Source organism: Herbiconiux daphne, from assembly GCF_024979295.1.
Taxonomy (GTDB): Bacteria; Actinomycetota; Actinomycetes; order Actinomycetales; family Microbacteriaceae; genus Herbiconiux; species Herbiconiux daphnes.
Genome location: NZ_JANLCJ010000003.1, coordinates 1 through 21,623, shown reverse-complemented (window position 1 = coordinate 21,623; position 21,623 = coordinate 1). Strand labels below are relative to the sequence as shown.

Below are 21,623 nucleotides of genomic sequence, written 5' to 3'. Positions count from 1 at the left end.
CGCGGCAATGCCCGACCCATGCGTTAGGTTGGGGGCACGTAACCCGAATGCGTGAAATCGTGACCCGAAGTCGAAAGGGAGACGTGGGCCGTCGAACTATTGCGCAGCTCGTGCTGGGGGCCGTCGTGGCAGCGCTGCTGATCGGCGCGCAAGCAGCTCCCGCTGGCGCCTCCACCGTTGCCGAACGCACCTGCGAGCCCGGCCTTCCGGCGAATGCCGTGTGCGGAACCCTGACCGTTCCGGAGACCCGCGGCAACCCCGCGAGCCGGGCGATCGACCTGCCCTACGTGGTCATCCCCGCCTCCACCCAGCCGGCCACCGGCACCCCGATCGTGACGATGGCCGGCGGCCCCGGTCAGTCGTCGACCGAGGTCGCCGAAGCCCTCGCCGCCGACCCGCGCATCGGCGGCACGCGCGATGTCATGGTGCTGGCCCAGCGCGGCAGCCTCGAGTCGAGCGCGCCGCTGGACTGCCCCGCGGCATCCTCGCAGTACGTCGACACGTTCACCGAAGACAACTCACCGGCCGACGAGATGGCCGAGGTGGGTCTCGCGCTCAAAGACTGCGTCACCGAGTTCACCGCGGCGGGCGGCGACGTGGCCGCCTACACGAAGAGCGACACGGCGAGCGACCTGATCGAGCTGCGCCAGACGCTGCAGATCCCCACCTGGACGTTGTTCGGCGACTCGTGGTCGACGAAGGTCATGGAGCAGGTCGCGAACCGCGACTCCGCAGGCGTCGACGCGATCGTGCTCGACGCCTTCAGCCCGGTCGATCGCGATGTGAAGGGCGACGCCTATCTGGCGCTCTCCGAGACACTGGCGCGTCTCTCGGAGCGCTCGGGCGGCGAATACCCCGACCTCAACGCCGACCTCGCCGAGGCCGCCGCGGTGTTCAGCGACTCGCCCGTGCACGGTCTGCTGACCAACCCGCTCACCGGCCGCCAGCGCTACTACGCGCTCACGGGGTCGGATGTCGTGACCATCGTGCAGCAGGCCCTCTACGACCCCGCGACCGCCGCGGCCGTGCCCTACCTGCTCTCGCGCCTGGCCGACGGCGAGACGGATGCGATCAACCCGTTCATCCCGGTGGCCCTCGAGAAGCTCACCGACACGAGCCTCGGGCAGTACTGGCTCGAGTCGTGCCGCGACGAGCAGCCGTTCTGGTCGGTCGACCCCACCGTGCCCGCCGAGGAGGGCGCGGAAGACACAGAGCCCACGCCGCTGCCGGTGCTCACCTATCTCACGGCCGCCGATGCGGTCTGCACGTCGCTGGCGCTGCCGCCCTCGCCGGCGGAGAGCCGCACGGCCGCGCCGATCGCCCAGCCGACCCTGATCTTCGCCAGCGACACCGACCCGCTGATCTCGGTGGCGGCGGCCCAGTCGGCTCAGGGGCTCTTCGCGAGCAACCAGCTGGTGACGGTGCAGGGCGCCGGCCGCGCCGGAGCCACGGCCGACGCGTGCGCCATGGATCAGCTCGCGACCTGGCTCGCCGCACCGGGCACCCCGGTCGAGACCACCTGCACCGATTCGGTCGAGGCGTTCCCGGTGGTGAGCGGCGACTCGCTGCATCCGTCGTCGCGGTTCTCGTCGGTCGTCGCGGCCATCGACCAGAAGAACCTGTTCGAGCTGACCATTCCGCTCATCTTCGGCGTGTTCGCCGCGCTGTGGCTCGTGGGCTGGCTGATCGCCGTGCTCGTGCAGGTGCTGCGGCGCGAGCCGTTCGGCTTGCTGATCGCCACCGGCATCGCCCCGGTCACCGGGGTCGTGTTCCTCGCCGCGCTCTGGATCGTGGTGTCGACGGCGATGATCGCCACGCCGGCCGTGACGCTCGTCGGTGTTCCGAGCATCGTTCCGTGGCTCGGCATCCTGCTCGGAGTCGGCTTCATCGGCATCATCCCGGTCTGGCGTCTGGGTGGCCGGGGGTCGGCGGCGCTGGCCGCGGCGGCGACGCTGGTATGGCTCGCGATGATCGTGTGGTTCGTCTGGGTGGCGGTGCTGCCGAGCTAGCCCGAGGTCGCTTTCGACTTCTGCCCTAGCCGCGCCGCACCCGGTCGCGGTAAGAATGGGGTAGCCGAGCGAAGGAGTTCCCGTGGCCGATCAGAATGTCGAGACCTTTCACCAAGACGGCCGGTGGTTCAACCGGGTCGACGGGGAGAAGGGCGCCACCGGCCCGTTCCACAGCAAGGCCGAGGCGGTCGCGGCCGGCCGCGAGCACGCCCGTCACCACAAGAGCAGCCACGTCGTGCGCGGTGAAGACGGCGAGGTCGGCGACACCGACGACTTCAGCGAGCAGGACGACCGGCGCGACACGGTCGGCTGAGCGGTTCTCGGCTGAGCGGTTCTCGGCTGAGCGGCGCTACACGCTCGTCGGCCGGTAGGTGATCGGCAGGCGCCGGTCACGACCGAATGCCGTGCGCGAGATCTTCGGGCCGATCGCGCTCTGGCGGCGTTTCCACTCGGCCCGGTCGACCAGGGTCGTGATGCGCTCGACCGTGCCCCGGTCGAAGCCGGAGTCGACGATCTCGGCGATGCTCGCGCCGCCGTTGATGTAGGCCTCGAGGATGGCGTCGAGCTCGGCGTACTCGGGCAGCGAATCCTGGTCGGTCTGGTCGGGGCGCAGCTCCGCCGACGGCGGCTTCGAGATGGAGTTCTCGGGGATCGGCGCCGTTTCGCCGCGCTCGTCGGCGAAGGCGTTGCGCCAGCGCGCGAGCTCCCACACGAGCAGCTTCGGCACGTCTTTGAGCGGCGCGAAGCCGCCCACCGAGTCGCCGTAGATCGTGGAATACCCGACCGCGAGTTCGCTCTTGTTTCCCGTGGTGAGAACCAGGTGCCCCTCCTGGTTCGACAGGCCCATCAGGATGACGCCGCGAGCGCGCGCCTGCAGGTTCTCGGCCGCGATGTCGGTCAGGCCCAACTGCGTCTCGAACGGCAGCACGAGATCGGCGATCGCCTCGGTGCGGAAGTTCAGGCCGATGCGCTCCGCGAGGTCGTCGGCGTCGGAGCGCGAGTGGTCGGACGAGTAGCGCGACGGCATCGACACCCCGAACACCCGCTCGGGGCCGATGGCGTCGGCCGCGATCGCCGCGCAGACGGCCGAGTCGATGCCGCCGGAGAGGCCGAGGATGACCGACGGGAAGCGGTTCTTCTCGACGTAGTCGCGCAGTGCCAGCACGAGCGCGTTCCAGATCTGCTGCCGGTCGTCGGGCAGCTCGGCCACGTCGAGGGCGATCGCCGGCTTCTCGCCGCCTGATGCGCCGGCCGGAGCGCCGCCCGTGCCGGCGTCGGGGCTGCCGTCGGGGCCGCCGGCCGTGAGCTCGACGCGACGGATGTCGTCGGCGAGCGGCGCATCCGTCGCCGCCTCGGGCTCCAGGTCGACCAGCAGCAGGTGCGGCTCGAACTGGGGCGCGCGGGCCAGGATGCCGCCGTCGCGATCGACCACGACGCTGTCGCCGTCGAACACCAGGTCGTCCTGACCGCCGACCAGATTGACGTAGGCCACGATGGTGTCGGTCTCGATCGCGCGCCGGGTCACGAGCGGCAGGCGCACCTCGTCTTTGTCGCGCTCATAGGGCGAGCCGTTGATCACCACGAGAAGGCCGGCATCCGCGTGCAGCACCCGGCCGACCGGGCCGCCGTCGCGCCAGAGGTCTTCGCAGATGATGAGGGCGACGTCGATGCCGCGCAGGCGCAGGATGAGCAGTTCGTCGCCCGGGATGAAGATGCGGTACTCGTCGAACACCGAGTAGTTCGGCAGGTGGTGCTTCGCGTAGCGGGCCACCACCCGGCCGCCCTGCAGCACGCTCGCCGCGTTCTGAGCGATGGCGGTGGGGGCGTTGCTCGTGCCGAGCAGGCGGGGCTCGAACGGGCCGTCGGGGTGGCCGACGATGACCGGGATGTCGCCGAGCCCGGCCGCGGCGAGTTCGCCCGCGAGCAGCTCGACCCGCTCGTGTGCGGCGGCGAGAAAGCTCGGCCGCATCGCGAGGTCTTCGATCGGGTAGCCCGAGATCGCCATCTCGCCGAACGCCACGAGATCGGCGCCCTGTTCGGCGGCCTGTCGCACGGTGTCGACGACCTGCCGGGAGTTGCCTTCGAGGTCGCGCAGCACGGGGTTGGATTGGGCCAACGCTAAGCGAAGTCTCGGCATAGCCACTAGCCTAATAGGGGCATGAACCAGTGCCGGAGAGAGGGTTTGTTCCGCCGATGGATAAGCAACGGGACTTCGTTCTTCGTACGATCGAAGAGCGAGGCATCAAGTTCGTGCGACTGTGGTTCACAGACGTCGTGGGAACGCTGAAATCCGTTGCGATCGCACCGGCCGAGGTCGAGGGCGCGTTCGCCGAGGGGCTGGGCTTCGACGGCTCCGCCATCGAGGGTCTGACCCGCTCGTTCGAGGCCGACGTGCTGGCGCACCCCGACCCCACGACCTTCCAGATCCTGCCGTGGCGGGGCGAGATCGACCCCACGGCGCGCATGTTCTGCGACATCACGACGCCCGACGGGCAGCCCGCCGTCGCCGACCCGCGCAACGTGCTGAAGCGCACCCTCGCGAAGGCGGCCGACCGCGGCTTCACGTTCTACACGCATCCCGAGATCGAGTTCTATCTGCTCAAGTCGTCGCAGTACGGCCCGGGCGGCCCCGAGCCGGTCGACTCGGCGGGCTATTTCGACAACGTGCCCGGTGGCACCGCGCACGACTTCCGCCGTCGCTCGGTGCGCATGCTCGAAGACCTCGGCATCTCGGTGGAGTTCAGCCACCACGAGGCCGGCCCCGGCCAGAACGAGATCGACCTGCGCTACGCCGACGCGCTCACGACGGCCGACAACATCATGACCTTCCGCACGGTGATCAAAGAGGTGGCGATCGAGCAGGGCGTCTACGCGACCTTCATGCCGAAGCCGCTGTCGGGGCATCCGGGGTCGGGCATGCACACGCACCTCTCGCTCTTCGAGGGCGACGCGAACGCGTTCTACGAGGCCGGCGCCGAATACCAGCTGTCGAAGATCGGTCGCAACTTCATCGCGGGCCTACTCAAGCACGCCCCCGAGATCACCGCGGTCACCAACCAGTTCGTCAACTCCTACAAGCGCCTCTGGGGCGGCGACGAGGCCCCGAGCTTCGTCTGCTGGGGTCACAACAACCGCTCGGCGCTCGTGCGGGTGCCGCTCTACAAGCCTAACAAGGGCCAGTCGTCGCGCATCGAATACCGCGCCATCGACTCGGCGGCCAACCCCTACCTCTCCTACTCGCTGCTGCTCGCGGCCGGGCTCAAGGGCATCGAAGAGAACTACGAGCTGCCGCCCGAGGCCGAAGACAACGTGTGGAGCCTCACCGACGCCGAGCGCAAGGCTCTGGGCTACGACCCGCTGCCGGCATCCCTCGACCGGGCGATCAGCCTGATGGAGGAGTCGGAGCTGGTGGCAGAGACCCTCGGCGAGCAGGTGTTCAACTACGTGCTGCTCAACAAGCGGCAGGAGTGGAAGGCCTACCGCGCCCAGGTCACGCCCTACGAGCTCGAGTCGAACCTAGAGATCTTGTGATCCGGTCCCGGCAGTCGGCCGGGCTGAACTGACCGCTATGCCCCGTTCGCAGTCCACCCTCACCGACCTCGCCCGAGTGGGTTTCGCCCAACTCGGCTGGGCCGGTGAGGAGTTGCGCACGCTCGCCGACACGAGCGGGGTGGCGCTCGACGAACTGCTGGCCTCGTTCCAGCTCGCCGCCGATCCCGATCAGGCGCTCAACGGCGTGAAGCGCCTGCTGCAGCGCGATGAGGCGGGCATGATCGCCGCACTCGTCGACCCCGTGGCGCGGCGGCGGGTCATCCGGGTGTTCGGGGCGTCGTCGGGGTTGACGGAGTTCTTCGCGCGGCATCCGGAGCAGCTCGCCGAGCTCGGGTCGGCGCCGCTGGTGCTGCTCGACGAGCAATCGGCCAAACGCGAGCTGCTCGCGTCGGTGGGCGCGGTCGACGGGTTCTCGACGGCGCTCGGCGAAGACGCCTGGACGGCGTTGCGCATCCGCTACCGCGTGCTGTTGTCGCTCGTGACGGCGTTCGACCTCGAGCAGCCCAACCCGGTCGCCGGGCTCGACACCATCGCGCGGGCCCTGGCCGATCTCGCCGCCGGGGCGCTCGAAGCGGCACTGGCCGTGGCCCGGTCGCAGGTGTCGACGAAGGGGCACGGGCTGTGGCAGTTCCCGGTGGAGCAGGTGCGGGCCACCCGGTTCGCCGTGATCGGCATGGGCAAGGCGGGGGCGGGCGAGCTCAACTACGTCAGCGACGTCGACGTGATCTTCGTGGCCGAGGGCGACGAAGCCGCGGGGCTGCCCACCAGCACCGCGGTCGAGATCGGCACCCGGCTGGCGATGGTGACGATGCGCGGCATCAGCGAGACCGGGCTCGAGCCGGGCCTCTGGGAGGTCGACCCCAACCTGCGGCCCGAGGGCAAGGCCGGAGCGCTCGTGCGATCGCTGGAGTCGCACGCGGCCTACTACGACCGCTGGGCGAAGAACTGGGAGTTCCAGGCGCTGCTCAAGGCCCGCCCGCTGGCCGGCGACCTGGCTCTCGGCGACGACTACACCCGCATCGTGGCGCCGAAGGTGTGGTCGAGCGCGTCGCGAGAGAACTTCGTCGAGTCGGTGCAGCGCATGCGCGAACGGGTCACCGAGCACATCAAGCCGGCGGATGTCGAATACCAGCTCAAACTCGGGCCGGGGGGCTTGCGCGACATCGAGTTCACGGTGCAGCTGCTGCAGCTCGTGCACGGTCAAACCGATGTCGACGTGCGTCAGCGCGGCACCCTTCCGGCGCTGGCCGCCCTGGCCGAGGGCAGTTACATCGGGCGCGTCGAGGCGGTGGAGTTCGCTCAGGACTACCGCATCCTGCGGCTGCTCGAGCACCGGCTGCAGCTGCGCAACCTGAGCCGCACGCACCTGATGCCCCGCGACGAGGCCGAGCAGCGCGTTCTGGCGCGGGGGAGCGGGCTCGCCACGAGCGCCGCCGCCCTCGTGCTGCGCTGGAACGCCATCAAGGTGCGCGTGCGAGGGCTGCACGAGCGGTTGTTCTACCGCCCGCTGCTCGCGGCCGTCGCCGCGCTGTCGCCCGACGAGCAGGCCCTGACCAGTGCGCAGGCCGAGGCCCGGCTCGCGGCGATCGGGTTCCAGAACCCGGCCGGAGCGCTCGCCCACATCGCGGCGATGACCACGGGGGTGAGCCGGCGGGCCGCCATCCAGCGCACCCTGCTGCCGGTGATGCTGCAGTGGTTCGCGAACGGCGCCGACCCCGACTACGGTCTGCTGGCGTTCCGCCGGCTCTCCGACACGCTGGGGGAGACCTACTGGTTCCTGCGCATGCTGCGCGACTCCTCGGGCGCCGCCGCCCGGCTGACGCAGGTGCTGTCGGGGTCGCGGTTCGTCGGGGAGCTGCTCGAGCGCATCCCCGAGGCCGCCGCCTGGCTCGAGAACGACGACGAGCTGCATCCGCGGCCGATGGCGGTGCTCGACGACGAGACCCGCGCGATCGTGGCCCGCCACGACACTCCGGATGCCGCGGCCATGGCTTTGCGCACGGCCCGCCGCCGTGAAGTGCTGAGGCTGGCCATCGCGTCCATCCTCGGCATGGTGACGGTGGAGGAACTCGGGCGCGGGCTCACCGACATCACGACCGTGCACCTGCAGGGCACGCTGAGCGTCATCCGGCAGTCGGCGGCGCTGATGAACGGCGACGGCATCGAGTTCGCCATCATCGGCATGGGGCGTTACGGCGGCGGCGAGCTGGGGTTCGGTTCGGATGCCGACGTGCTCTACGTCTACCGCCCGGTGCGGGTCGACAAGGCCACCGCGCAATCGGTGGCGCAGTTCATCGTGAACGAGCTGAAGCGCCTCACCGAAGATCACCGGCTGCCGCTCGACCTCGACATCGACCTACGGCCCGAGGGCAAGAACGGGCCGACGGTGCGGTCGCTCGAGTCGTATGCCGCCTACTACGAGCGCTGGTCGCTCACCTGGGAGGCCCAGGCGCTGCTGCGGGCGAACGGGGTGGCGGGCGATCGATCGCTGATCGAGTCGTTCCACGCCCTCGCCGACACGGTGCGCTACCCCACGGCCATTTCCGAGACCGAGATCCGTGAGGTGAAGCGCATCAAGGCGCGGGTCGAGAAGGAGCGGCTGCCGCAGGGCGCCGACCCGGCCCGGCACCTGAAGCTCGGCCGGGGGTCGCTCAGCGACGTGGAATGGTATGTGCAGCTGCTGCAGCTGCAGTACGCCGCCCGGTTGCCCTCGCTGCGCACCACCTCGACCCTGCTGGCGCTGTCGGCGGCCGAAGACGCCGGTCTCATCAACCACGACGATGCCCGCAAGCTCCATGACGCCTGGATCTTCGCGTCGCGCGCCCGCTCGGCGATGACCCTCTGGACGAACAAGACCGCCGACGTGCTGCCCTCCGATCGTCGCCAGCTCGAGGGTGTGGCCCGGCTGCTGGAGTACCCGCCGGGATCGGCGACGCAGCTCGAGGAGGATTATCTGGGGGTCACGCGCCGGGCCCGCACGGTGTTCGAGCGGCTGTTCTACGGGCAGTAGTGCTCGGGCGGTCGTCGTCGAGTGCGGCTCAGTCGCGCCCGGGTCACTTGCGCCCGGCTCAATAGAGTGCGCGCCAGGCGTCTTCGTCGCCGGGCCGGTCGACGGGCAGGTGCCGCCGGGGGTCGGCGGCCGTGAAGCCGAGCTCGGCGAGGGTGTCGAGGCAGCGGTCGATGCTCCAGCCCAGGTGCAGCGCCAGCTGCGCGACCCTCACCGGGGAGATGGGTCGGCCCCATTCGATGGCGGGTCCATCGATGAGGTGCCACAGCAGGTCGTGGTGACGTGTGTGCAGTGTGGCGAGGATGCCTTCGTGCGCGACGCGGTAGCCCATACGCCTGAGCATCGCCGAGGTCACGCCGGGTTCCACGGTGCAACTGTGCGCCGCGACGTGCACCACAGCGGGCGAGAGCTCCAGGTCGAGAGGGTGACCGGGCAGATCGCCATCGTTGTCGCGGGATGCCGCGATGCGGTCCGAGCGACTCGTCGCTGCCCCACGGGGCGCGACGGAATAGCCGAGGGTCGCGAGCCGGTGCTCGATCGACCGGCGCGGCTCCTTGAGACTGACGGCGAGGATGGCGACCTGTGCGAGCGGGAGCGGGATCGTCGTGTCGAGCTGATGGGCCGCCGGAACCGTCTCGACATCGTCTACGCGATACGGGGAGGCGCCATCGAGATCCTGGCTGGCGAGCAGGGTGTCGACCGAGTCGAACGCGCGTTCCCGCCACCGGCTGCCGTCGACGAGTCCGTCGATGGGGCCGATGCCGAGCCGTCGCCACGCGCACAGCACCGCGGGTGCCGCAACCGAGAAGTCTGTCGCTGCGATCGCGGCCGAGGCGACCGACTGTTCCTCGGCCGATCGCCATGGCGCCATTCCGTCGCCGTTCACGCTGGCGAGCCGCAGTTCTTCCGAGGTCGGGGGATCCGCGGCTAATTCGTTGAGACGGGCGTCGTAATGGAGTCCGCGGTCACGGAGTTGGTTCCGTGCCGCAGCGATCGTGAGTCCGAGGTCGGATGCTGCCCGCACGACGGCGAAGGTTCCGATCACGCGATCGGATCGGGCCTCGTGGGCAGCGGCATCCGGTATCACGAGTCGGATGAGGTCGGTCGACTCCGGCAGGTCGTCGAGCCGGGGGTCGACCGGAAGGCCGAGCGTGCGCGCCCGTTCGAGGATGGTCGCGAGTGGGCGGCGCAGGCTGTTCTCGGCGGCATAGAGGCTGAGGGCGTCACCCTGCCACGGCGTGACGGTGACGGTGGTCTCCGCTGCCGTGGTGCTGTCGGCGCGCCCGAGCAGCACGGCGTCGGTCGGCAGCCCCTTCACGAAAGAGTGCCATTCCGAGCCGTCGATGCCGAGTTCGGGGTAGGCGCCGCCGGCGATGAGCCGAGTGAGCGACCAGGCGTCGGAGGGCACGAGGTCGCCGTCACCGGGGACGTAGCCTGCGACGGTGGCGTCGATCGTGCGGGTCTCGGGGTCGAGCACGATGGGAAAGGGGGATGACGCGGCCCACGCCTCTCGGATGACCGCATCCACGAGCTCGTGGTTCCGGCCGAATGTGCGGTCGAGCCATTCGGCATGTGCGGCGATCGACGGCCGTTGCTGCTCAGTCATCGTACGCAGAATGGTTCAGCACGGGCGATTCTTCGGAAGATGCGTTCGCGGGTCGGCAACACTCAAGCCGAGTTCCTCCAGAACGCGGACAGTCTTCGACAGCGGCCAGTGCAAGGCAAGAGCTTCTGCAACCACCCGGGCAGGACTGACGGGTCGGGCGACCCAGCTCATTCCGCTGCGGGCCAGGATGGCTCGATGACAGTTCCCGAGGGTCGTCATCGGTGAACCCTCGGCGATCGAATACCCCATTCGTATCAACCGCTCGACCGCGACGGGAGGCGACACGTCAGCTCGGTCGGCCGCCCGATGCACGAGAGGGATGCTGATGGGCGTTCCCAGGGGATGGCACGGCAGGTAGCCGGTGGCGTCCGCGGACGCCAGGATGAAGTCGCTCGCGGTCGGCTCCGACAGAGACGATCTGCCGACGGAGTAGCCGAGGCGTCGCAGACAGCGTTTCACCGTGCTCGGGCGCTCGGCCAGATCGCGAGCCACCAGCTGAGCGTGGATCTCGGGCAGGGGCGTGGCGGGGTCGGCGCGCTGGCCCGCGTCGTCGATCACCCCGCACCGGCGATAATCCGATTCAGGGGTGGCGTCGTCAGCGGCGACCTCGTAGCCCAGAGTCCGGAGCCGCGAGATCGTGTCGCTGACCGGCATCCGGAGCACTGCTGCCGCTCGCTTCGCATGCCGAAGTCCGCACACCCGTGATCGGAGGAACGGCGCTTCCCCGTCGAGACCGAGACTGGTGAGCACGAGGTCGACCGCGGTGATGGTTCCTGCCCGCCACACTCCCTGATCGGGGACTCCCGGGATGGGCGCGTAACCGAGCCGCCGGAACGCCGCGATCACCTGCATGGCCGGCAGCGAGGCAGATGCCGCGATGGCCGCGACGGTGGCGATCGACAGGTCGTCGTTGGTTCTCCAGGGGAGCAGCCCGTCGCCCGCGACGCTGGCGATCCTCGCCTCCGTCGAGGTGGGGGCTGCTCGACCAGGGCATCGAGGGTCTCGTCGTGCGCGATGGCGCGCGCACGGAGTTCGGCCCGGGCCTGCGCCGGAGTGAGGCCGTACTCCAGAGCGGTCACCAACACTTTGAGTGCCGGAAGGCGGTAGTGGCCAGGCGCTTCCGGTCGGTGTGCGTAGCGCATCACGCCACGGATGAAGTCCGTCGATTCCGGGAGCTCATGGGCGCTTTCGGGGAGGGGCAACCCCAGGATCGAGGCGCGTTCCACGATGTCACCGATCGGGCAGCGCACGCTGTTCTCGGCCGCGTAGACGCTGGTCGCGTCACCGAGCCACGGCCGTACGGCCACGACCTGATCGCCGACTACCGTCGTGCGCACCCGCCCCAGGAGGACGGCATCGAGGGGTCGCCCGGGAACGAGCTCGTCCCACGTCGCCGTGTCGATCGCCAGCTCCGGGTAGGCACCGCCCGCGATGAGCCGACTGACTGTCCAGTCACAGGTGGCGGCGTTCGCGGTGTCGCGATAGACATAGCCCGCTTTCGCAGCGTCCATCCGTCGCCCTCGTGTTCCGAGCGTGATCGTCAGACGACAGCATCCGGGCCCGCCGTGGACGATGGCGTCTGCTACCCGGGGATTCGTCCGAATGAGGTCGTCCAGGCGGCTGTCGCGGGCGACGATGTGCACGGTCCAACTCACGGGTCAGTACAGCCCGCGCCAGGCGGCGTCGTCACCCGGGCGGTCGACGGGGAGGTGTCGGCGAGGATCGGCCCCGGTGAGTCCGAGCTCGGTGAGGGTGGTGAGGCATCGGTCGAGTGACAGATTCACTCTCAGTGCCAGTTGCAGGACGGTTATCGGCGGCACGGGGGCGTCACCGCCGGTGATGTCGGAGTCTGCGAGCCAGTAGAGCATCGCACGATGCCGGTCTTCGAGGCGGGGCAGGATGTCGCCCGATGCCACCTGATATCCCTGGCTCCTGAGCATCCCGACCACGGTGGGCGGATTCTCGTCGCTGCTGAAGGCCGCGAAGTGCACCGCGATCGGAGGCACGCCGAGATGCACCGGATGGCACGGCAGTTCTCCGTCGGCCTCACGGGAAGCGGCGATGAGGTGCTGCGGACCGGGCACGACGTCGTAGGGCGCGATCCGGTATCCGAGCTCTTCGAGCCGGGCCACGACCGCGGTCAGGGGGCGCTTCAACCTGCGCGCGAGGATCGCGGCGTGGGCAATCGGCAGCGGGTTCACCAGATCGAGAGGGTTGCCCTCGTCGTCCACGAGCTCGAGTTGTTCATAACCGCTTTCGGCCGCGGCCACGCCGTCGACCTGGTGGTATCCGAGCGCCTCCAGGCGTGAGCGCGCTGCGGATTCGCTGATATGCGCGTTGTGCGCACCTCGGCGGATGTGGTCGCGACTGACCTCGACGCTCGGCAGGAACGGCATCGAGCCATCCAGGTCTCGGCTCGCGAGCAGCACATCGACGGCGTCGAAGTCGCGCGAGAGCCATCTCGTGCCGTCGAGCAGGCCCCGGATCGGACCGAATCCGAGCCGCTGCAGGGCGCGTATCGCCTGACTCGACGACACCCCCGCATTCGCCGCGATGGCAGCCACGGTGGCGATCGACAGCTCCTTGGTCGTGCGCCAGGGCGCGACTCCGTCACCGCGCACGCTGGCGAGTCGTAGCTCCCCACCCGTCGGCGGCTCGTCGACCAGACCGTCGAGGCAGGGGTCGTAGGTGAGTGCGCGATCGCGGAGTTGGTCCCTGGCGTCGGCCAGCGTGATGCCGAGGTCGCCGGATGCCCGAACCACGGCGAAAGCGCCGATCACGCGGTCGGAGGCGGCCTGGTGGGCAGCGGCATCCGTTACGACCCGTCGGACGAACTCGGTCGACTCCGGCAGGTTGTCGAGCTCGGCGTCGATCGGCAGGCCGAGCGTGCGGGCCCGCTCGAGAATCGTCGCGGTCGGCCGGCGCAAGCTGTTCTCGGCGGCATAGAGACTCAGCGCGTCGCCCCGCCACGGTGCGACGGGCGTGGTCGTCTCGCCCGCCATGGTGCTGCCGGGGCGCCCGAGCAGCACGGCGTCGGTCGGCAGTCCCGCGACGAAGGAGTTCCACTCCGAACCGTCGATGCCGAGTTCGGGATAAGCGCCACCGGCGATCAGCCGGGTGAACGACCACGCGTCGGGAGGCACGCCTTCGCCGTCGCCGGGGACGTAGCCCGCGATGGTGGCGTCGACCGTGCGCGTCTCGGGGTCGAGAACGATGGGGAAGGGGGAAGGTGGGCCCGAGGCTTCGCGGATGATCGCGTCGACGATCTCGTGGTTCCAGGCGAACGTGCGGTCGAGCCAGTCGGCGCGTCCGACGATCGCCGCCCCCTCCTGCACTGCCGAGCCGACCGCCGCGAGGGCGAGCACGTCGACCTGCGCGAAGTCGGTGTCGATCATGGTCGTGCGGTCGGCGGTCATCGGCGGCGCGTCGTCGCCGGTCAGATTGACGATTATCCCCAAGGTCATCGCACCCGACCAGATGCCGTCGGGAAGCACCGCGCCACGGCCGGAGCACCACCAGACCTTGCCCGCCGGATCGGCGACGATCTGGGCGTCGGGCTCGACGGCCCCCGACTCCCGGTTGAGCACCCCGGCCTCCCAGCGGTGCTGCCGCCCGCGGTCGTCGAATGCCTCGACGTCGTAGGGGCTCACCGCCACGAGGTCTCGCAGCACCGCGATCGGTGAGGCGTGTCCGTCTTTCAGGGCGAGCCGCACCGTGGTGCCCGCGGCCTCGCCGGGGCCGTGGTCGACGACCAGGCCGGGAGTGTGCGGACCGGTGACGTCGAACGACAGCCGTCGCCCGAGGCTGCCGTCACGGTTCAGCCGTGTGGTGGTGACCGACACGGCGTCGGCCACCATGAAGTAGCTGAAGGCGCCGATGCCGAACCGCGAGTTCGTCCAGAACTCGATCGGCTCGTCCAGCTGCGCGAACGCCTCACGTTCGTCGGCATCCTCCTCGAGTTCACGCCCGCGCACCCCTGCCTGGCAGAACGCCGACGCGAGCTGGAGGTAGCCCATGCCGACACCGGTGTCACGGCACTCGAGCACCCGCGATCCGGAGGTGTCTTCGAACTCGCGCACGACGATCCGCGGGGCCCCGGGTTCGCGTGCCGCTCCGCTCGGCAGGTCCTGACCCGACCGACGCAGATACTCCGCTCGGGCGTCGTGGTGCCGGCACGCGTCGACGGCGTTCTGATGGAGCTCGCGGAACGCGAAGCGCGAATCGCCGTAGAGACTGGTGCCCATCAGCAGGGCGAGCACCCGGTCGCTCAGGTGGAAGGTGAGCGGATCGCCGACCGGTCGGCCTGGTGGGCTCATGCGTGCGTCGTCTCGGTGCATGGCACCTGAGCATAGCTCAGGTCTGCCGGATGTTGGCGATCGCGATGTGACCCTGTGCGATGCCGCGCGAGATCTGGGCGAGAGTGACCGCGAGATTCGAGACGGCGCCGATGAGGTCGTCGACCGCCCCCGCCGGGTCGTCGAGTTCGTGCAGTTTCCGGCGGGCCGACTCGGCGAGGTGCACGGCCGCGGTCACGTTGTCGGCATCGATGGTGACGATGGCCGACCGGCCACCGTCGGGAGCCGGGGGAGCATCGGCGGCATGCCGGGCATCACCGGCATGCCGGGCATCCGCAGCGGTCTGGGCATCGGCAGCGTTCTGGGCATCGGCGGGATCGTGCACGCGCAGGTTCGTCATCGCCACACCCTAGTCACCCGGGCGGCGGCGGATCAATCGAGATGTCGGCGAAGTGGCGCAACCGCTTCCAGCCCGAGTGCCCGGCCTCGGTCGCCTGCGGCACGGGCGTGAAACGGTCGGCGTCGACCAGGGGGCCGAAGTCGAGATCGGTGAGTCGCTGGATGTCGGCCACGGGAGCCTCGAACGTGAGGAACCCGCCGAGGGGCGGCGGCGCATCGGCACCCGCCACGAGGGCGGTGAGATCGATCGCGTCGAGCTGGGGCGACTGGTCGAGCACGTAGCCGGTGGTGGCCAGTTCATGAGTGGCGGCATCCGCCCACGCCGCGACCTTCCAGAACAGCCGGGGAATTCGGATGCCGCGGTAGAGCGGATCGTCGTCGGCGAACACCACCCCCGTGAACACGTTCAAGCGCACGCGGTAACCGGCGGCGTAGTCGAGCAGGTAGTCTTCGAGCCCGTTCCAGAGCACCGGCGACTGGTTGAACACCGCGGCCTGCGGGGCGGCATTGGTGTAGACGAACGAGTCGAATTCGGCGCGGCGGGCGGTGGCCTCGTCGCCCCACACCGGGTCGCGACGGCGCACGAGGTGCCCGCGGTCGAGGTCGTTGCGGGCATAGAGCTCCGGGCCGGCCTGCTGCGACTCGTCGACGCGATCGTCGAGGTGCCAGTCGTCGGTGCGGGCGACATCCGTCAACAGCAGGCCGTCGATGTTCACGGCGGTGAGCGCGGCGAGCCGGCGTGACGTGTCGAGCAGCACCGTGAAGTGCGTGTAGGCGAGCGGAACGATGGGGCGGCCGGCCCGCGGCACCGCAACGGGGCAGTCGGGGCCGAGGAACCCGGGCGCGAAGCCGGATGCCAAGCCGGGCGCTATCCCGGGCGGCGCCTCGGGCGGAGTCTCGGTGGTCGAGTCGTCGGTCATGCGTCCAGTCACCCATGAACCTCTGACATCACACACCCACCAGCACGAAGGCCGCACCCCCGGAGGAGTGCGGCCTTCGCGTCGAGCGGTGTCGAGTGCTTACACGCCGTAGTAGAGCTCGTACTCGAACGGGTGCGGGCGCTGCGCGATCGGCTTGATCTCGTTCTCGCGCTTGTAGGTGATCCACGTCTCGATCAGGTCGGGCGTGAACACGTTGCCCTTGGTGAGGAACTCGTGGTCGGCCTCGAGGGCGTCGAGCGCCTCGCCGAGCGATGCCGGCACCTGAGGAATGTTCTTCGCCTCCTCGGGGGGCAGCTCGTAGAGGTCCTTGTCGACGGGCTCGTGCGGCTCGATGCGGTTCTGGATGCCGTCGAGACCGGCCATGAGCTGCGCGGCGAAGGCGAGGTAGGGGTTGCCCGAGGCATCCGGAGCACGGAACTCGATGCGCTTGGCCTTCGGGTTGGTGCCCGTGATCGGGATGCGGATCGACGCCGAGCGGTTGCCGGCAGAGTAGACCAGGTTGACGGGGGCCTCGAAGCCGGGAACCAGGCGGTGGTAGGAGTTCACCGTCGGGTTCGTGAAGGCGAGCACCGCGGGGGCGTGCTTCAGCAGACCGCCGATGTACCAGCGCGCCAGGTCGCTGAGTCCGCCGTAGCCGGCCTCGTCGTAGAACAGCGGCGAACCGTCGTTCCACAGCGACTGGTGGGTGTGCATGCCCGATCCGTTGTCGCCGAAGAGCGGCTTCGGCATGAAGGTCGCGGTCTTGCCCCACAGGTTCGCCGTGTTCTTCACGATGTACTTGAACTTCAGGATGTCGTCTGCCGCGTGCACCATGGTGTCGAAGCGGTAGTTGATCTCACCCTGGCCGGCGGTGCCGACCTCGTGGTGGGCGCGCTCGAGGATGAGACCGGAGTCGATCAGCTTGAGCGAGATGTCGTCGCGCAGGTCGGCGTGCTGGTCGACCGGGCTGACGGGGAAATAGCCGCCCTTGTAAGGGGTCTTGTTGGCGAGGTTTCCGCCTTCTTCGACGCGGCCGGTGTTCCAGGCTGCTTCGCTCGAGTCGACCGAGTAGAAGCTGGAGTTCTGCTTCACCTCGTAGCGCACGTCGTCGAAGATGTAGAACTCCGCCTCGGGGGCGAAGAACGCGGTGTCGGCGATGCCGGTCGACGCGAGGTACTTCTCGGCCTTCTTGGCCACCTGGCGCGGGTCGCGCGAGTAGATCTCGCCGTTGCGGGGGTTGTAGATGTCGAACACCAGGATGAGCGTGCGCTCGGCCCGGAAGGGGTCGACGTAAGCCGTGGAGACGTCGGGAATGAGCTGCATGTCCGACTCGTGGATCGACGCGAAACCGCGGATCGAGGAGCCATCGAAGAGTTGACCGACGGCGAAGAACTCCTCGTCGACGGTGGCGGCGGGAATGTTGAAGTGCTGCTGGACACCGGGGAGGTCGGTGAACCGGATATCAAGGAACTTGACGTCCGTGTCCTTGATGAACTTGAGCACCTCGGAAGAGTCACTGAACATGTGAGAGATCTCCAAATGGCTTGGTACAGAAAACAGCTGCAGATGCAGCCTTCGTCAGACTAGGCGTGTGCCATTACCCGGCGGTGTCGCCATTGTTTCGGGGATGTTACGGTCTTGCCACAGACAACTACTCTTTCGCTCGCCTAGGCTTGTGCGGTGACGAACAGAGACGACCAGGCGGCATCCGCTCGCGGTGCAGCCCCGAGCCAGTGGCCGGGCGAGCGTCTGGGCTTCCGCCGCGAGGGGCGCGGCTCGATCGCGCGCCCCGGCCGCCGCATCGCCGCTCTCGCCATCGACTTCGCCTTCTGCTACGTGATCTACTTCGCGTTCTTCTTCGGCAGCGACTGGGCGAGCCTGGTGATCTTCGTGATCGAGCAGGTCGTGCTGCTGGTGACGCTGGGTGGGGGCCTCGGGCACCTGCTGCTGGGCCTTCGGCTCGTGAAGCTCGACGGCACCTATGCCGGCTGGTGGCGGCCGATCGTGCGCACCGTGCTGCTGGTGCTGCTGGTTCCGGCGCTGATCTGGGACTCCGACCAGCGCGGCCTGCACGACGTGTTCGCCGGCACGGTGCTGATCAAGAAGTAGCGCGGGGCGCGACCGGATGCCGCGGCCGCCCGTTCTGCGGGCGTGGGGTGCCGCGGGCGGCGAATGTCGTCAGCGGCCGCGCTGCGGCCGCATGCGCATGGGGTCGATGCCCTTGGGGATCGGCAGCGGCGACGACGACAGCGAGGTGAGACGGTTGCTCACGGCCACCACCTCGGGCTTGGTGAGGGTGGGCTTGATGCGGGCCATCTTGGCGGCCACGCGGTGCAGCGGCACCGCATCGGGGTCGGGCCCGACCGCGAGGAAGGTCACCGGAACGTTCGGCAGGATGCGCAGCACCTTGCGGCGCTCGTCTTCGAGCATGCGCGTGGTGCGCGAACGCGGACCCTCGCTGATGAGCACGACGCCACCCCGCCCGACCGCGCGGTAGACGGCATCCTGGGTCTTGCCGTTGACGGCGACGGGCATCTCGCTGCCGCGCCAGCTGCGCTTGAGCGAGCTGCGCAGCACGGCGCCGACCGCACCGGGCTGGCCCTCGATCTGCTTGTAGGCGGCCCGCTCGGCGCGGCGGCCGAGGATGATGAGGGCGGCGAGCAGGCCCGCGAGCACGCCCGCGAGAATCCACATGACGAGGCCGAACACGTTGTCGCGCGAGAAGATCAGCGCGAGCGCGACACCGGCGAGCACGGGCAGCGCGAAGCCGAGAGCCATGAACACGACGGCGTTCTTGTCGTAGCGGCGGGTCATGTTGAAGACCTGCCACATCTGCTTGATGCGGCCCGGTTCTTTCGGAGCCTTGGGGGCTTTCGGTGTTGCGTCGGTCTTGCGTGCCATGTGACCAAGGATACTTCGTCGCACCGCTCTCAGCGGCCACGATCGGGCCGATGCGACAGCTGTTCCTCCACAGGCGAACGGATGCGCCGGGCTGTGCACAGATGCGGTCGCCGCGGCGTCGCGCGGCTCGGTCTGGGCGAGCATGATCGAGTGCGCACCGAACCTGAACGAACCGTCGCCGGCTATCGCATCGCTGGCTATCGCATTGCCGGCTATTGCATCGACGAGCTCGTCGGTGTGGGGGAGCGCTCGAATGTCTACCGGGCGTCGTCGGTGGCCGACGGCGGGCGGTCGGCGGTGGTGATCAAAGTCTGCGCAGAGGCCGACGACGGGGCCCGGGCTCTGGAATGCCGGGTGCTGGGCGCGCGGCCGGTGCCGCAGATGCCGCGACTGATCGAGGTCGCCGAAACGGCTCGGGGAGAGTGTGCGATCGTCATGTCGGTCTGCCCCGGGCGCACGCTGCGAAGCCTTCAGGCACGTCGTGCAGACGGGCAGCGGGTTCGCGAACGGCCGCCCTCGCGATCAGGGGTCCGGCGTGGCCGCCGTGGTGGGTCGGCAGGGCGGCGCCGAGGCGAGCCGTTCGGGCTCGACGACGTCGACGGTGGGCCGGTCGTGCGGGAGGGGGCACTCGCCGCGCTGCTCGCCAGTCTGCATGCGGCGGGGGTCGCGCACGGGTCTCTTGATGCCGACGCGATCCTGGTCGACGACGGCGGCGAGCTGTCGCTCGTCGGGTTCGCCCAGGCCAGAGAACGCGGCGACCCGGGTTTCGAGGCGGCCGTGGCGGGGGATCGCCGCGCGGCCCGGCGGCTCGAGGCGGCCCTGTGCGCTCTCGACCGCGTCGACCGTTCTCGGGCGCATGCCGAGCAGGCGCATGCCGCGCGGGCCCATGCCACGCAGGCGCATGCAGCGGAGCACCCGAGGCCGGGGGCCATCGAGGGGCTCGATGAGGAAGATCCCTGGGACTGGACGCCCGATCCTGGGGACGAGGGCGTCCAGGCCGAGCCGATGCTGCTGGAGGTGCTCGAGCCGGCCGCCATGGCGCTCCGGGAGTGCTGGCACGCCGTGCGGTCGCTCGCGAGGTCGCGGTCGCGTGCGGTGCTGCGGCCTCGGCGCCGGCGGGGCCTGCTGCTCATCGGGTCAGTGCTGCTGATCGGCACGATCGTCGCGTGCGCCCTGCTGCCCGGTCGCGAGTCGGCTGGTTCGCAGTCGGCTGGAGCCGGGGCTGGGTCGTCTGCGACGACTGCGCCGGAGACCGCTGGTTTACGGTCGGCTGGGCCGCAGTCGGATGGGCCGCAGTCGGGCGGTTCGCAGTCGGCTCAGGCGCCGTCGTCCGGGTCAGGTGCGCCCGAGTCCGCTCGCCCCACCGCTGGGACCGCGACCGTGGACGCCGCACTTCGACCGACTGACGCCGCGCCTCCACCGACTGAATCCAGCCAATCCGACGAGGCGGCCGCACCCGGGGACAATGGCTCGCCAGGCGCCGTGGATCCACCCGGCGGGAACGCGAACGCGGCCGACTCGACGGGGGCAGCCACCACGGGCGACGATCCCGTCGTCGCGGGACAGGCTGTGCTGGGGCTGAGGAGGGGGTGCATCGCTCGCCACGAACCGTCGTGTCTCGACGGCGTGGTCGAGTGGGGGTCTCCCGCGGCGGTCGTCGATCACGAGCGCGCGCGGGCCGGAGGGCTGCCGCAGCGCGCCGATCCCCTCGCCGAGGTCGTCGAACTCCAGGTGGTGCAGCGGCTGGGCGGGGTCGCGGTGCTGCGCGGGCTCGCGCCGCCGGGGGCCGCGGACACAGCCGGCAGCGACGCGAATGGCACGGGTGCCGCGGGTGCCGCGGGCACGAAGAAGCCGGTCTCACTCCTCATGGTGAGGACTGAGACCGGCTGGCGACTTCGGTGGTACGACTCCGGTTAGATGCCGAGGTCGGCTTCGAACGAGCCCTCTTCGAGCCGGTTCTTCACCGCGGTGAGGAACCGGGCGGCGTCGGCACCGTCGACGATGCGGTGATCGTAGCTGAGCGCCAGGTAGACGAGCGAGCGGATGGCGATCGCCTCGCCGCCGTCGACCTTCACCACGGCCGGCTTCTTCACCACGATGCCGGTGCCGAGAATGGCGACCTGCGGCAGGAAGACGAGCGGGGTGTCGAACAGCGCCCCACGCGAACCGGTGTTGGTGAGCGTGAAGGTGCCGCCGGCGAGCTCGTCGGGCTTCAGCTTGTTGTCGCGGGTGCGCTCGGCGAGATCGGCGATCTGGTGGGCGAGCCCCGCGATGTCGAGGTCGCCCGCGTTCTTGACGACGGGGGTGAGCAGGCCGCGCTCGGTGTCGACCGCGATGCTGATGCTCTCGTGGTCGGGGTAGACGATGGTCTCGCCGTCGACGGTCGCGTTGATGATCGGGTAGGCCTTGAGCGCCTCGGCGGCGGCCAGGGCGAAGAAGGGCAGGAACGACAGCTTCGTGCCGGTCTTCTCGGCGAACTGGTTCTTCACCTTGTCGCGGTAGGCGGCCACCTTGGTGACATCAACCTCGACCACGGTGGTGAGCTGTGCCGACGCCTGCATCGACGCGACCGCACGCTCGGCCACGACCTTGCGCAGTCGCGACATGGGCTGCGTCGTGCCGCGCAGGGGCGAGGTCTCGAGCGGTGCGCGCTTGGCCGGCGCCGAGGACTCGGCCGCGGGGGCGGGCGTCGCGGCGGCGAGCACGTCTTCCTTGCGGATGCGCCCACCGACACCGGTGCCGGTGACCGTCGACAGATCGATGCCGCGGTCGTGCGCGAGCTTGCGCACGAGCGGGGTGACGTAACCGGCGTTCGACCCGGATACCGCGGGAGCGGCGGGCGCCTCCGCAGCGGCCGCGGGGGCCGGAGCAGCCGGCGCGGCCGCGGCCGGAGCCGGAGCGGTGGCAGGCGCCGGTGCGGCGGGGGCCGGTGCG

16 protein-coding genes are annotated in these 21,623 nt (G+C 69.7%); 6 read left to right on the top strand and 10 right to left on the bottom strand.

Annotation, left to right across the window (positions count from 1 at the left end):
* Nucleotides 1-59 precede the first annotated feature (59 nt).
* Both N1032_RS08870 and N1032_RS08865 read left to right on the top strand, forming a co-directional pair.
* Nucleotides 60-2,009 carry an alpha/beta fold hydrolase gene (locus N1032_RS08870; RefSeq protein WP_259538704.1) on the top strand — a complete coding sequence of 650 codons (1,950 nt, stop codon included), beginning with the start codon at nt 60-62 and terminating at the stop codon, nt 2,007-2,009.
* Between the two features lie 82 nt (nt 2,010-2,091).
* Nucleotides 2,092-2,322, top strand: a complete 231-nt coding sequence (locus N1032_RS08865) for a DUF2188 domain-containing protein (RefSeq protein WP_259538703.1) — start codon at nt 2,092-2,094, stop codon at nt 2,320-2,322.
* Between the two features lie 36 nt (nt 2,323-2,358).
* Here N1032_RS08865 and N1032_RS08860 read toward each other — a convergent pair whose 3' ends face one another.
* On the bottom strand, nt 2,359-4,146 hold the full coding sequence (locus N1032_RS08860) for an NAD+ synthase (RefSeq protein WP_259538702.1): 1,788 nt from the start codon (nt 4,144-4,146) through the stop codon (nt 2,359-2,361).
* 56 nt (nt 4,147-4,202) lie between these two features.
* Here N1032_RS08860 and N1032_RS08855 point away from each other — a divergent pair, with 56 nt between their 5' ends.
* Both N1032_RS08855 and N1032_RS08850 read left to right on the top strand, forming a co-directional pair.
* On the top strand, nt 4,203-5,540 hold the full coding sequence (locus N1032_RS08855; protein WP_259538701.1) for a glutamine synthetase family protein: 1,338 nt from the start codon (nt 4,203-4,205) through the stop codon (nt 5,538-5,540).
* Between the two features lie 37 nt (nt 5,541-5,577).
* Nucleotides 5,578-8,571 carry a bifunctional [glutamine synthetase] adenylyltransferase/[glutamine synthetase]-adenylyl-L-tyrosine phosphorylase gene (locus tag N1032_RS08850; RefSeq protein ID WP_259538700.1) on the top strand — a complete coding sequence of 998 codons (2,994 nt, stop codon included), beginning with the start codon at nt 5,578-5,580 and terminating at the stop codon, nt 8,569-8,571.
* A 58-nt stretch (nt 8,572-8,629) separates the two neighbouring features.
* Here N1032_RS08850 and N1032_RS08845 read toward each other — a convergent pair whose 3' ends face one another.
* The 7 genes from N1032_RS08845 to glnA form a co-directional block, all read right to left on the bottom strand.
* On the bottom strand, nt 8,630-10,174 hold the full coding sequence (locus N1032_RS08845) for a hypothetical protein (protein WP_259538699.1): 1,545 nt from the start codon (nt 10,172-10,174) through the stop codon (nt 8,630-8,632).
* A gap of 15 nt (nt 10,175-10,189) precedes the next feature.
* Nucleotides 10,190-11,026, bottom strand: coding sequence for a wHTH domain-containing protein (locus N1032_RS08840; RefSeq protein ID WP_259538698.1), 837 nt, complete (start codon nt 11,024-11,026; stop codon nt 10,190-10,192).
* The gene (locus N1032_RS08835; protein WP_259538697.1) at nt 11,017-11,685 is read right to left on the bottom strand and encodes a hypothetical protein; all 669 of its coding nucleotides are present in this window, start codon (nt 11,683-11,685) and stop codon (nt 11,017-11,019) included. Before N1032_RS08835 ends, N1032_RS08840 begins: the two co-directional genes overlap by 10 nt.
* 147 nt (nt 11,686-11,832) lie before the next feature.
* Nucleotides 11,833-14,511 carry a wHTH domain-containing protein gene (locus N1032_RS08830; RefSeq protein WP_259538696.1) on the bottom strand — a complete coding sequence of 893 codons (2,679 nt, stop codon included), beginning with the start codon at nt 14,509-14,511 and terminating at the stop codon, nt 11,833-11,835.
* Nucleotides 14,512-14,527: 16 nt separating this feature from the next.
* Nucleotides 14,528-14,869 carry a hypothetical protein gene (locus N1032_RS08825; RefSeq protein ID WP_259538695.1) on the bottom strand — a complete coding sequence of 114 codons (342 nt, stop codon included), beginning with the start codon at nt 14,867-14,869 and terminating at the stop codon, nt 14,528-14,530.
* 13 nt (nt 14,870-14,882) lie between these two features.
* Nucleotides 14,883-15,800, bottom strand: a complete 918-nt coding sequence (locus N1032_RS08820; protein WP_259538694.1) for a DNA/RNA non-specific endonuclease — start codon at nt 15,798-15,800, stop codon at nt 14,883-14,885.
* An 87-nt stretch (nt 15,801-15,887) separates the two neighbouring features.
* Nucleotides 15,888-17,312 (bottom strand): type I glutamate--ammonia ligase, encoded by a 1,425-nt coding sequence (gene glnA / locus N1032_RS08815; RefSeq protein WP_259538693.1) that lies wholly within the window; start codon nt 17,310-17,312, stop codon nt 15,888-15,890.
* A 156-nt stretch (nt 17,313-17,468) separates the two neighbouring features.
* On the opposite strand from glnA, the gene N1032_RS08810 reads away from it, so the two are divergent.
* The gene (locus tag N1032_RS08810; protein ID WP_259538692.1) at nt 17,469-17,897 is read left to right on the top strand and encodes an RDD family protein; all 429 of its coding nucleotides are present in this window, start codon (nt 17,469-17,471) and stop codon (nt 17,895-17,897) included.
* Between the two features lie 69 nt (nt 17,898-17,966).
* Here N1032_RS08810 and N1032_RS08805 read toward each other — a convergent pair whose 3' ends face one another.
* The gene (locus N1032_RS08805) at nt 17,967-18,689 is read right to left on the bottom strand and encodes a DUF4191 domain-containing protein (protein WP_259538691.1); all 723 of its coding nucleotides are present in this window, start codon (nt 18,687-18,689) and stop codon (nt 17,967-17,969) included.
* Nucleotides 18,690-18,839: 150 nt separating this feature from the next.
* On the opposite strand from N1032_RS08805, the gene N1032_RS08800 reads away from it, so the two are divergent.
* A complete protein-coding gene (locus tag N1032_RS08800) occupies nt 18,840-20,606 on the top strand; it encodes a hypothetical protein (RefSeq protein ID WP_259538690.1) in 1,767 nt (588 codons plus the stop codon).
* Here N1032_RS08800 and sucB read toward each other — a convergent pair.
* A partial coding sequence (gene sucB / locus N1032_RS08795) for a 2-oxoglutarate dehydrogenase, E2 component, dihydrolipoamide succinyltransferase (RefSeq protein WP_259538689.1) occupies nt 20,603-21,623 on the bottom strand: 1,021 nt, incomplete at its 5' end. The genes N1032_RS08800 and sucB overlap by 4 nt on opposite strands.

Excerpts from the sequence above, each read along its gene's own strand:
- N1032_RS08860 (WP_259538702.1), bottom strand. The coding sequence starts at position 4,146 with ATGCCGAGACTTCGCTTAGCGTTGGCCCAATCCAACCCCGTGCTGCGC.
- N1032_RS08855 (WP_259538701.1), top strand. The coding sequence starts at position 4,203 with ATGGATAAGCAACGGGACTTCGTTCTTCGTACGATCGAAGAGCGAGGC.
- N1032_RS08850 (WP_259538700.1), top strand. The coding sequence starts at position 5,578 with ATGCCCCGTTCGCAGTCCACCCTCACCGACCTCGCCCGAGTGGGTTTC.
- N1032_RS08845 (WP_259538699.1), bottom strand. The coding sequence starts at position 10,174 with ATGACTGAGCAGCAACGGCCGTCGATCGCCGCACATGCCGAATGGCTC.
- N1032_RS08840 (WP_259538698.1), bottom strand. The coding sequence starts at position 11,026 with ATGCAGGTGATCGCGGCGTTCCGGCGGCTCGGTTACGCGCCCATCCCG.
- N1032_RS08835 (WP_259538697.1), bottom strand. The coding sequence starts at position 11,685 with ATGGACGCTGCGAAAGCGGGCTATGTCTATCGCGACACCGCGAACGCC.
- N1032_RS08830 (WP_259538696.1), bottom strand. The coding sequence starts at position 14,511 with ATGCACCGAGACGACGCACGCATGAGCCCACCAGGCCGACCGGTCGGC.
- N1032_RS08825 (WP_259538695.1), bottom strand. The coding sequence starts at position 14,869 with ATGACGAACCTGCGCGTGCACGATCCCGCCGATGCCCAGAACGCTGCC.
- glnA (WP_259538693.1), bottom strand. The coding sequence starts at position 17,312 with ATGTTCAGTGACTCTTCCGAGGTGCTCAAGTTCATCAAGGACACGGAC.
- N1032_RS08805 (WP_259538691.1), bottom strand. The coding sequence starts at position 18,689 with ATGGCACGCAAGACCGACGCAACACCGAAAGCCCCCAAGGCTCCGAAA.